Source organism: Paenibacillus sp. AR247, from assembly GCF_002968895.1.
GTDB lineage: Bacteria > Bacillota > Bacilli > Paenibacillales > Paenibacillaceae > Paenibacillus_AQ > Paenibacillus_AQ favisporus.
In genome coordinates, this window is record NZ_PCZT01000025.1 from 171,785 (window position 1) to 182,833 (window position 11,049).

The window sequence follows — 11,049 nt, forward strand, 5'->3', positions numbered from 1 at the left end:
GGTCACGATTGATAATGCGGACTCCACGCCCGCCGAAGCTGCCAAGTGCTGCGAAGCGAAGCCTGCCTGCGACGAGGACCTTTAATACGTACGGATTGGACCAACGCCCTCATCATCACTCACAACAAAAGGCGCCTGCTGCATGCAGAGCGCCTTTTCGATATTCCTGCCTTTATTATGGAAATGAGCCGCCATTGCCTCCGGGCTTACTATACTTTGCGCCCAACGATGACCAAATCCCGTTCCACGCCATCCATCTCGGCCACGCCCGGCAGTACGCCCCAATCCTCAAAGCCATAGCGGCGCAGCAGCTTCAGACTCGGTTCGTTATGCCCGAACACAAAGCCCACCAGCCGGTTCAGTCCGAAGCGTGGAGCTTCGGCCAGCGCCTTTTCCAGCAAAATCCGGCCGACGCCCGCCCCGCGGCACTCTTCCGCCACATAAATGCTGATCTCCGCCGTCGCGTTATAGGCTGCCCGCCCATAAAAAGACTGGAAGCTGAGCCAGGCCACAACCTTCCCTTCGGAACGCATGACCCACAGCGGACGGTGATGGCTGTTATGCTCGTGGAACCAGGCCAGCCGGCTCTCTACCGTCACGGGCTCCAGATCCGCGGTCACCATTCTTCCCGCCACCGTCGTGTTGTAAATATCGACCACCGCCTGCAAATCCTCCAGCGCGGCGTCTTCAATGATGTAATGTTGTTGCGTCGTCATCTGCCCTGTTCAGCCTCCTACCGCTTGTCTACGAATCATTATTTTCTATTGTAAAAGAATCCGGGAATCTGTGCTATAGGAAGCTTTTGACGCTGCACTCACCTGTCCAGTCCCACCATCTGCTCGCTCCAAGCCCATAAGCGTTTTGCACTCTCCCGGTCGGCTGCTTTGGGCTTCAGCGCCTGTTGCTTTTTCCGGTAAAAATATTTCCCGCTCACGCCCGCAACCTCCGGCGAAGCCGCCAGGTAAATAGCGGTGTCCGCCCCCTGCTCCGGCGTCAAGAACATGGGCTTCAGCGCGGCCAGCACCCGCTTGCCAAAGCCCGTATCGCGGTTCACCCCGATCTGTGTCGCGACGGCGCCGGGATGGACGCAGTTCACGGTGACCCGGGTGTCTTTCAGCCGCTCGGCCAGCTCCACCGTGAACAAAATGTTCGCGAGCTTCGACTGGGCGTACGCCTTGATCGGATTAAAGCGGCGAGACAAAAACGGATCGGCAAAATGGATGCTGCCGGCCTTGTATGCTCCGGATGCAACGACCACGATTCTTCCCTGCTCCGCCGCGGTCAGCCGGTCCAGCAGCAAGTTGGTCAGCAGAAAATGGCCCAGGTGGTTCACGCCAATGTCCATTTCGAAGCCGTCGCGGGTTAGCTGTCTTTTCAGCATGACTACCCCCGCATTGTTGACCAGCACATCCAGCACCGGATAACGCGCCTTAAACTCTTCTGCAAAGCGGCGGATGCTCGCCAGATCGCCCAAATCGCACAGCATCAGCTCAATCGCCTCCGAGCCGCTCCGGCGGATAGCCTCCTGCAGCGCAGCTTGGCCGCGCGACTCGCTCCGGCACACCATAATAACGTGCGCTCCCTGCTTCGCCAGTTCGACCGTCGTCGCCAGTCCCATACCGGAGTTGGCGCCGGTCACGACTACCGTTTTTTGCTCCATGCTCACCCTGATCCCTCCCTTTACGCGTACTGCTTTTTCTAAAATACTAGCACACAGGCAAGGGAAAGCGTAGATGGTTCTGCTGAATTCCTCCCCTCGTCTTTCCGCATAGGCAGCGCCATGATATACGGCTTTTCCGCAGGCTCATACTAGAGTGGCATCCTACAGGACCTGGCCATAACGGACAGCATTTTGCGGCACCAAGACTCGAGGCACTTTCAAGAACTGCTTTTTCTTTTTGCAGATGAGAGGTTTATAATAGAAGCAATCCATGCTTTCACATTAAAAAACATAGGAGGTGTACCGGATTTATCCGGGAAATGATGCAAATCGGACATCAGATCGTATCCATTGAGCTGTTTGCCCAGCCGACGGCCGAGCAGCCTGCTTACCAGCCGGTCCTGCTGTGGGATGAAACCGGAGCCACGCTCGTCGACACCGGCAATGTCGGCCAGTTCGACCAGGTCCAGAAAGCAGTCTCCGAAGCCGGTCTCACCCTGAATGATATCAAGCGCGTCATCCTCACGCACCAGGACATCGACCACATCGGCAACGTATCCCGCCTGCTTGAAGCCAATCCCGGCATCGAGATCTGGGCCCATGAAGACGATATTCCCGTCATCACCGGACAAGAGCCATTGATCAAGGTCACGCCGGAGCGTCTCGCCCAAATGCCCGAAGCGGCCCGGGAGGCGATTCAAAACGTTCTCGACGAGCGTTCCTCCATTTCCATCAGCCGGGTGCTGCATGACGGGGATCAGCTGGAGCTGCACGGCGGCATTCAAGTAATCCATACACCAGGGCATACACCGGGACATATTTGTCTGTACCTTCCCAAAGAAAAGCTGTTGCTCGCAGCCGATGAGCTGACCATTCACGAGGGTGAACTGCAGGGACCGGTACCCGGTTTCACGCCGAATATGGCACAGGCCATCGAAAGCATGGGCAAGCTGGCCGATCTGCCGCTGGATGGAGTGTTCTGCTACCACGGCGGCTTGTACGACAAGTCTCCGAACGAACGCATCCGGGAGATCATTCAAAGTCACCGGTAACCCATGCGTCTATCGAAGTCATTGCATTGAAAATGCCCGCGTTTAAAGAAAATTTTCGAGCCGCGTAACCATATGATTGAATTGAAAAGGGGAGCCTGGATCGGGCAGTTCGATCAACGAGCAATCGAGCCATCGGGCAATTGGACAACAACATTGACGAACACTGCCTGCTCACCAGCCCCCTCTACATAAGAAAGGATGAATAACCATGAGCAATCGAATCACCGCCTTGGAAAAGGCCATGAACGAACACGGCCTCGACAGCCTGCTCTTTACCGACCCTAAGCATGTTTATTACCTGACCGGTTTTGCCAGCAACCCGCATGAACGGTTTCTCGGCCTGCTGCTGACCCGCGGCGAACAGCCGCTCCTGATCGTGCCCGCCCTCGATGCCGAGGCCGCCCAGGCCGCATCCTCGGTAAAAAACATCATCACGCATGCCGACACGGACAATCCGTACGACCTGCTTCGGCAGCAGTTCAAGAACACGATCAGCAAGCTCGGCATCGAAAAGGAACAGATCAGCGTGGCGCGCTATGAACAGCTGCAGCAGTCGGTTGGCGCCGGGCAGTACGAAGATATCGGTCCGCTCCTGCGCGCGATGCGCGTCAGCAAGACGCCGGAGGAAATCCAGCGCATGAAGCATGCGATTGACCTGATTGAAGAAGTGCTGCAGCAGGGCCTCTCCCGCGTGAAGCCGGGTGTGACCGAGATCGAAATCGTCGCCGAGCTTGAATATTTAATGAAGAAACTCGGTGCGGACGGTCCTTCGTTCGACACGATGGTGCTGACCGGACCGAAGACGGCGCTCCCTCACGGCACGCCAGGTCAGACCAAGATCCAGTCCGGCGACCTGCTCATGTTTGACATGGGCGTCTACGCCAACGGCTACGCTTCCGATATCACCCGAACGTTTGCGGTCGGCGACATTTCGCCGGAGCTGACGAAGATTTACAACACCGTGCTCGAAGCCAACCTGCAGGGCATTCAAGCGATCAAGCCGGGCGTGACGCTGGCTTCCATCGACCAGGCGGCCCGCCAAGTAACGGAGGACGCAGGCTACGGCCAGTACTTCATGCACCGTCTCGGGCACGGCCTCGGCATGGATGTCCACGAGTATCCGTCTGTGCACGGCGGCAATACCGACTTGGCGCAGCCGGGAATGGTTTTCACCGTGGAGCCGGGCATCTATGTGCCGGGATTGGGCGGCGTACGGATCGAAGACGATATCGTCGTTACCGACAATGGCGTTGAAGTCCTGACCTCGTATCCGAAAGAATTAATAGTTATCGGCGGTTAATGCCTTATGAAACGGCAAAACCGGAAGAACCCATCGACAGATGGATCTTCCGGTTTTTTTGTGCTGCAACCATTCAGCATATCTATTGAACAGCGGCAACCATACTGGCCGTCTGCTCTGCTTAATCCTCGTCCTTGAATTTGAAATCGCGGGCGATATATAGAAACGGCGTTCCCACCGCGGTTAGCACGAACTTGATCAGATACGTCGTCAGGAAAATTTCAATCCAGACCGACAGCTCGTAACGTCCGGCAAAAGCAATCGTGCAGAAAATAAGCGTGTCCACCAGCGAGCTGATCATCGTGCTGCCGTTGTTGCGGATCCAGAATTGGTTCCGCGCGCCGAACAGCTTTCGCAGCCAGGCATACAGGCGCACGTCCAGGAATTGGCTGACGAAGTAAGCCGTCAAGCTTCCCAGCGCCAGGCGCGGCATCAGGCCGAAGATGTTCTGCAGCGATTCCTGCGCGAGGTCGCTCTCGTCCGGTGTAAAGAACAGCGCCATCTGCATCAGCAGCGTCGTCATCAGCAGCGTGAAAAAGCCGAACCACACCGCCTTCTGCGCTTCCTTCCGGCCGTATTTTTCGTTCAGCAGGTCACTGGTCATATACAAACTGACATACATCGTGTTGCCCAGCGTCAGGACGATGCCGAAAATATCGATCGTCTTCGTCACCTGAATGTTCGCGATCACCGTCGCGACCCCGATCCAGGCGTACAGCCCCTTTTTCCCGAATAAACGGTAGCACAGCAGGTACAGCGAAAAATTAACAAGTACGAACAAAATACCCCACAACAAATTGTACACTCGTGTTCCTCCTAGTTTTGATTACGCGGGATGGTTGCGAACCGCGGTTTTGGGGTCTTTGTCTATTCTTTCAAACCCAAAACATGTACTACTGTATCACACGGAAACGGAAGTTGCCATGTTTTTTTCTGGGACTGGAAATGTCTTGGGCAGGGCTCCGCAACCACCGGGAGACACTGCTGCAAACAAAAACTGCCCACGTTCCGGCGTTCGCAGCCGGCATGGGCAGTGTTTTCAATATCTCATATAAAATGGATCACACTCGTTCATCGTCCTGAACAAGGCACAAGGCATGGCTTTACTGCACGTCCGAATTGGTAAAATACAGCGTCTGCGGTCCGGCCGCTCCACCGGTCAGGCTCAGCTCGGCCGCGATCGTTTTGCCCTTTTTGTTCACCGTAAATTCGGTAAACTTCCAGGCGTTCTGATAGTTTACGAACGGCGATTGCAGCAAATCCTTGCCCCAGCCGATCACGTAGTGACCTGCGCCGCCGGAGGGGTTATCGTACACGGAAATGGTCCGTTTGACGTCCAAATCGTTGTTGATGGCCACGCTGAGGTTGTACATGACCCCATAGTTGCCGTTGTTGATGACGGTTCCGCCGTCCACCGCGTTCCTGCCTTCCTCATACTCACCCGGCATGCTGTCGCTCCACGGACCGCTCGCCGCTGAGGAAATGCGGATCAGCGAATTGCCGTTCGACGTATTGTAGTCCAATGTACCGGTACGGTCTGCATGCGGGAATGTCCCGCGCACGTGCACATCCTTCGGCAGAATCGGTACGTCCAACGGATTGGCCGGCTGCTCTTTATAGCCCAGTGTCGTTACCGTGACGGTCGCATCCCCATGCCCTTGCTGCGTATACGCGGCAAAATTGGCGATGCCGCTGGCGGTGTGCGTATTTTCCGCGAGGGCGGTCAAGTAATAGCTCTCACCCGGCTGCAGGATCGCTTCCTGCTTCTGGGCCGCACGATTGCTCATAAAATCAGCCAAGGCCATCTGGCCGGCGACATCCGGATAATAATCCGTTGCAAGCCCGATCCCCTCCGAGAACAGCATGACAGGCTCGTCGGATGTGTTGGTCACGGCCACGGCCACCGTCAGCGGCTCGCCGGTCATATTTTGATGATGCCAAAATACGCGGAACGATCCGGTCACCGCATCCCTGTAGTAAGCGCCTTCAACTTTAGGGGATTCCGGGGAGTCGCTCAGGATCAGGGATCCGCCCGTTCCCGTCAGCACCGGTTTCACCATGGGGACCGCCGGTTTCAGCGTCTCAATCGGTACCAGCTCCGCGTCGTCCGCAAAAGCCGCAGCCGATCCGGACAGCAGCAGCGTGCCCAGCAGGCCGATGTTCAGCAGCCATTTCGTCTTTTTCATGCTCATTCCCTCCTGAATTTGTAAGAGTATCCTTCCAGGTGGCGATCGTGGGATGTCATTTCGGATGGTTAACATGTTCGCGAAGGTGCGGTGTTTTCCTTTTTTAGGGACTGCGGCCAAAGGCTCATTTCTTGGGATTATTTCGTGACGAATCTATTTTGCCCGATGGTGCGGGGCGCTCAAACATCTCAGCGCTGTTAAGCCTTGCTGCGGCCTCTCCTCACCCTGAGGACAGTTCGCTTGGATTCGCCAGCCGGTCCTTTGGTCGCAGAAAATAACGTCGAATGGTCTAGATTTTTATTGCAATCTAAAAATGCCGATCCTCTCAAGCCATACTTTCTCATATCAAAAAAAAGAAACCAAAGCCCGTAAAGGCTTTGGTTTCTTCGGACGCGTCCGCAAGCTTACGCATGCGCCGAGTCAAGCTCGACATGATTGTTGTTAAACGTATCCTGGTCGTTCTCTTTCAAAATTTTGCTCGAGATCAGACCGGCCGTGATCGAGTCGTTGACGTTCAGCGCCGTGCGTCCCATGTCGATCAGCGGTTCAACCGAGATCAGGAGACCGGCGAGCGCCACCGGCAGGTTCATCGTGGACAGCACGATCAGGGATGCGAAGGTGGCACCGCCGCCGACGCCGGCAACCCCGAAGGAGCTGATGGTTACGATCAGAATCAGTTTAATAATGAAATCCCAGCTTGTCGGATCGATGCCGACCGTCGGTGCAATCATCACCGCCAGCATCGCCGGATAAATACCGGCGCAGCCGTTCTGGCCGATTGTGGCACCGAAGGTTGCCGACAGGTTGGCGATCCCTTCCGATACCCCAAGCTTCTTCGTCTGGGTTTCCACGTTCAGCGGGATGGTTGCCGCACTGGAACGGGAAGTGAATGCGAAGACGAGCGTCGGGAAAACTTTGCGTACGTATTGGATCGGGTTAAATCCGAACAGTGTAATCAGAATCAGATGAATGATGAACATGACGATCAGGGCCACATACGAAGCGCCGACAAACTTGGCCAGCTTCAAAATCTCATCGATATTCGTGGTAGCAGTCGTCTTCGTGATCAAGGCCAGGATGCCGTATGGCGTCAGCCTGAGCACCAGTGTAACGATTCGCAGGACCACCGCATAGACCGCTTCGACCATCTTGCGGAAGGTAGCCGCCTGCTCCGGTTTTTTACGGTCAATGCCGAGAACAGCAACTCCGATAAAGGCCGAGAAAATAACGACAGCCAGCGTCGAGGAGCGGCGTGCTCCGGTCATATCCGCGAACGGATTGGTCGGAATGAATTCCAGCACCTGCTGCGGGATCGATTTGTCCTTCACGTCTCCCACTTTTTCTTCCAGCTTCTGACCTTGGGCTTGCTCGCGGTCACCCGCTTGAATCTCAATCGCCTTCAGGTTAAAGGACAAGCTGGTTACGATACTTACCGAAGCTGCAATCGCTACGGTGATGAGCAGAACAGCAATGATCGAGCCGCTCATTTTGCCGAGGTTCTGTCTGCCCTTCAGGTTCATGATCGCCGAAATGATCGAAACCATGATCAGCGGGATGACGACCATTTGTAACAAGCCGACATAGCCGTTGCCGACAAGGCTGAACCAGTCGGTAGATTTGCTGACGACCTCCGATTGCGTGCCGAAGGCCCATTGAAGGATAAATCCGAAAATAATACCAAGCGCCAGGCCGGTAAATACGCGTTTCGTGAACGATACGTGCTTCTTCTGCATCCAGATCAACAAGCCGATCAGGATGAGCATCACAACGACGTTCACTACAGTCCAAAGTGTGTCCATCTCTCTTTCGTTCTCCCCTCTTGTAACACTAATGTTAACGCCTGTCCCTGCGGCTTGCCCGCGGGCAGGTCGCTTGCTTTTTTGGGCAATCTGTGAAACTGGACTTTAGTGTAGCATAATTCATACTATTTGGGTAGGGTTAATTTCATGTTACAATTTGCTGTAAAAAAGAAAAAAGAAGCCATTCGCCAAGTGTACTTCGGAATGACTTCTATTTATTACCCGCAACCTGCTCAAAACTATACCGTCTTGGCGGATATTCCCATGATTTGATACACCCGCTCCAGATCGAGATGCTCTCTGACGAGCGACGCAACCCGGTCAAACTCCTGCTCCTTCAGCCCCGACGCGGAGAATGTCTCCTTTACCGGGCGGAGCCCTTTACTCTCGCGGATCCAGTCGAGCCATAAACGGCGAAGCCGGTCGTTATGAAACACCCCGTGCAGATAAGTGCCCCAGATCCGCCCGTCCAGCGTCCCCCAGCCTTCAGCTGCCGGCTGCTCTCCGTCCGGCCCCAGCTTAAACACCGGGGCCATCTGCTCCCCTTTCAGGCTGCGGCTCTGCCCCATATGGATTTCGTACCCTTCGACGGGAATCGGTTCGCCGGCGGCCAGCAGGCATCGGCTCTCCGCGGACAGCAGCAGAGGAGAATGGTCTGCAACCCGGCCGGTCACCCGGACCGTGCGCTTCTCCTTCGCAAACGTCGTCGCGACCGGCAAATAGCCGAGTCCTTCCTCCTCGCGGGCCACGCCACCATCGGCGGCTTCCGGATCATGCAGCATTTTGCCGAGCATCTGGTACCCGCCGCAGATGCCGGCCAGCTGCGCATCGCCCGACTCGACGGCTGCGGCGATCGCCAGATCGAAGCCCTGGCTGCGGAGATACTGCAGGTCCCCAATCGTATCCTTCGTCCCCGGCAGAATGATCACATCAGGATGACCAAGATCGGCCGCCTTGGTAATAAAGCGGACCCGGACATCCCTTTCCTCCTGCAGCGGGTCAAAGTCGGTGAAGTTGGAAATACGCGGATAGCGGATGACGGCAATGTCGATGTCCGCTTCCGGGCTGGACTGCCCTTTGGCGGTCAGCTCATCCAGCACGACGGAGTCCTCCGCCTCGATGCGGATGTCCGGGATGTACGGAAGCACGCCCAGCACCGGAATGCCGGTCCGCTCCTCCAGCCAGTCCAGCCCCGGCTGCAGCAGGGACAAGTCCCCCCGGAATTTGTTGATGATAAAACCTTTCACCCGCTGCCGCTCGTGCGGCTCCAGCAGCTCTAAAGTACCCACCAGGAACGCGAACACGCCGCCCCGGTCGATGTCCGCAACGAGCAGCACGGGCGCATCCGCCCAGCCGGCCAGGTTCATATTGACGATGTCACGGTCCTTCAGATTAATCTCCGCCGCTGCGCCTTCCATCACGACGATGTCATACTGTCCGCGCAGCCTGTCGAGGGCTTCCAACACCGTGTCCTTTGCTTCCGGCAGAAAGCGGCTGCGGTAATCGGTCGCGCTCATGTGTGCCAGCGGGCGCCCGTGAACGACGATCTGCGAATGCATATCGCCCGTCGGCTTGATCAGGATCGGGTTCATATCGGTGGTCGCCTCGATCCCGCAGGCTTCGGCCTGCATCCCCTGCGCCCGTCCGATTTCTTTGCCGTCCGCCGTCACGTAGGAATTCAGCGCCATATTTTGCGACTTGAACGGTGCCGTGCGGTATCCGTCCTGCCCGAAGATGCGGCAGAGCGCCGCGGTCACGACGCTTTTGCCGACGTCCGAAGCCGTTCCCTGCAGCATCAGCACGGCTCCCGGTGAGCCGTCCTTCCGTGTTGTATCGGTTAATTCCATCGCGTCTGCCTCCTAGTCAAAAACGGTAGATGAGTATGGTCAGCACGAGCAGAAGCACAGTCTCAATGCCCTCGTTCAGCGCGCCGTAGGTGTCGCCCGTTAAGCCGCCGAGCTTGGCGTTCATCCGCCGCCCTGCCCACCATCCGGCAGCCCATGCCGCCAAAGGAAGCAGCAGCCAAGCTAATCCGGCATGAAGCCAGGTGATGCCTCTATAATTCCAGATCCCGGCAGGTCCATAGGAAAGCAGCGGAGACAGCAGCGCCGCGATCAGGGTGAGCCCAGCCGCCAGCAGGAAGGACTCCATGCTCTGCTTCCGGGTCATGCCGTTGAAATAACTGCCCGCCAGTCCCTCTTTGCCCCTCGCCATCGGCCAGGAAGCCATCGCATGGACCATGAACCAGCGGCTCCATACCGGCGGCAGCAGCAGAAGCAGCGGCGGGAGGCCGCCGAGCAGCAGCGAGTAAATCAGCGATGCCTTCAGTAGCAGGAGCAGCACGCAAGCCATGACGCCCATGGCCCCGACCCGGCTGTCCTTCATGATCTCCAGCATCCTCTCCCGCGAGCGGTAGCTGAGCAGGCCGTCCGCCGTATCCATCCAGCCGTCGAGATGCAGGCCTCCGGTCAGGCCGACCCACAGAATCAGCATGAGAACGGAGGCAGGAAGCGGCGGAAGCAGATACGAAGCGGCCGCTCCGCCGATCCAGACGGTCAAGCCGACCGCCAGCCCGACCAGCGGATAGAAGCGCGTACTCCGGCGAAATAGCTCTGGCGTATAATCCAGAGTCATCTTGACCGGAAAACGGGTCAGAAATTGAAAAGCGGCCGCAGCCGCCTGAACGTTCATTTTCATAGGTGATACTCCCTGCTCTTGAGCTCAATCGGAATGCCGGCCGTCACCAGAAAAACCTGGTCGCTGACGGCTGCTACCTTGCGGTTCAAGATCCCCGCGTAATCGCGGAACACCCGGCCCAGCCGGTATTCCGGCACGATGCCGTCGCCGACCTCATTGGTGACCAGCACCAGCGGAGCGGGATACGCCTGAATCTGCTCCACGAGTTGGTTGATGGCCTCCATGAGGCGTGACTCCATATCCTCCTCGCCCTCCAGCGCCAGGAGCGTATTGGACAGCCACAAGGTCAGGCAGTCCACCAGCACGGCCGGCGCACGATCTTCCGCGGATGGTGCTGCGTCAGCAGGATCAGTCT

At 56.9% G+C, this 11,049-nt stretch carries 10 protein-coding genes; 2 read left to right on the forward strand and 8 right to left on the reverse strand.

The features are described from left to right. Positions 1-209: 209 nt before the first annotated feature. Both CPT76_RS33645 and CPT76_RS33650 read right to left on the reverse strand, forming a co-directional pair. Positions 210-716 carry a GNAT family N-acetyltransferase gene (locus CPT76_RS33645; protein WP_105446000.1) on the reverse strand — a complete coding sequence of 169 codons (507 nt, stop codon included), beginning with the start codon at positions 714-716 and terminating at the stop codon, positions 210-212. 98 nt (positions 717-814) lie between these two features. After that, on the reverse strand, positions 815-1,660 hold the full coding sequence (locus CPT76_RS33650; protein ID WP_105446069.1) for an SDR family oxidoreductase: 846 nt from the start codon (positions 1,658-1,660) through the stop codon (positions 815-817). Between the two features lie 320 nt (positions 1,661-1,980). Between CPT76_RS33650 and CPT76_RS33655 the strand changes: the two genes are divergently transcribed. Continuing rightward, positions 1,981-2,712, forward strand: coding sequence for an MBL fold metallo-hydrolase (locus tag CPT76_RS33655; protein ID WP_105446001.1), 732 nt, complete (start codon positions 1,981-1,983; stop codon positions 2,710-2,712). A gap of 208 nt (positions 2,713-2,920) precedes the next feature. Next, complete coding sequence (locus CPT76_RS33660; protein ID WP_105446002.1) at positions 2,921-4,012, forward strand: M24 family metallopeptidase; 1,092 nt, start codon at positions 2,921-2,923, stop codon at positions 4,010-4,012. A 121-nt stretch (positions 4,013-4,133) separates the two neighbouring features. On the opposite strand, the gene CPT76_RS33665 is transcribed toward CPT76_RS33660, so the two are convergent. The 6 genes from CPT76_RS33665 to CPT76_RS33690 form a co-directional block, all read right to left on the reverse strand. After that, a complete protein-coding gene (locus CPT76_RS33665) occupies positions 4,134-4,817 on the reverse strand; it encodes a queuosine precursor transporter (protein WP_105446003.1) in 684 nt (227 codons plus the stop codon). A gap of 298 nt (positions 4,818-5,115) precedes the next feature. After that, the gene (locus tag CPT76_RS33670; RefSeq protein ID WP_105446004.1) at positions 5,116-6,198 is read right to left on the reverse strand and encodes a hypothetical protein; all 1,083 of its coding nucleotides are present in this window, start codon (positions 6,196-6,198) and stop codon (positions 5,116-5,118) included. 404 nt (positions 6,199-6,602) lie between these two features. Beyond that, on the reverse strand, positions 6,603-7,997 hold the full coding sequence (locus CPT76_RS33675) for an L-cystine transporter (RefSeq protein ID WP_105446005.1): 1,395 nt from the start codon (positions 7,995-7,997) through the stop codon (positions 6,603-6,605). A 239-nt stretch (positions 7,998-8,236) separates the two neighbouring features. Beyond that, a complete protein-coding gene (locus CPT76_RS33680; protein ID WP_258169051.1) occupies positions 8,237-9,844 on the reverse strand; it encodes a cobyric acid synthase in 1,608 nt (535 codons plus the stop codon). Between the two features lie 16 nt (positions 9,845-9,860). Further along, entirely contained in the window at positions 9,861-10,694 is an 834-nt protein-coding gene (cobS, locus tag CPT76_RS33685; protein ID WP_105446006.1) for an adenosylcobinamide-GDP ribazoletransferase, read from the reverse strand. Beyond that, on the reverse strand, positions 10,691-11,049 hold a 359-nt coding region (locus CPT76_RS33690; RefSeq protein ID WP_181153224.1), incomplete at its 5' end, for a bifunctional adenosylcobinamide kinase/adenosylcobinamide-phosphate guanylyltransferase. The genes CPT76_RS33690 and cobS, both read right to left, overlap by 4 nt.